This window comes from Pseudoalteromonas sp. SIMBA_162, from assembly GCF_046535955.1.
In the GTDB taxonomy this organism is placed as follows: domain Bacteria; phylum Pseudomonadota; class Gammaproteobacteria; order Enterobacterales; family Alteromonadaceae; genus Pseudoalteromonas; species Pseudoalteromonas marina.
Map to the genome: position 1 here is coordinate 1 of NZ_JAWJBQ010000732.1, position 256 is coordinate 256.

1 pseudogene is annotated in these 256 nt (G+C 64.1%); it reads right to left on the reverse strand.

Annotation, left to right across the window (positions count from 1 at the left end):
- A pseudogene (locus R0J88_RS21610) lies at positions 1-256 on the reverse strand (thiopurine S-methyltransferase); the annotation flags it as partial.

Sequence of the window (256 nt, forward strand, 5' to 3'; positions counted from 1 at the left end):
CGTGAAGTTGGCGCTCAACAGCTGACGAATCTCGTCTTCGGCGACATGGAACGGCGGGCCCTGATGCTGCTCCGTCTGCCGCTCGAGACTGATCAACAGGCCACGCGCGCCCGGGGGCAGCAGCTGCGCCAGATGGAAGGCGTAGCGCTGCCGGGTGGCCGACGGCAAGGCGATCAGCGCGGCGCGATCATAGAAGGCGTCCAGATGATCGACATGGTCGATATGGAAGTGGAAGAAGTCTCCGCACCACAGCTCG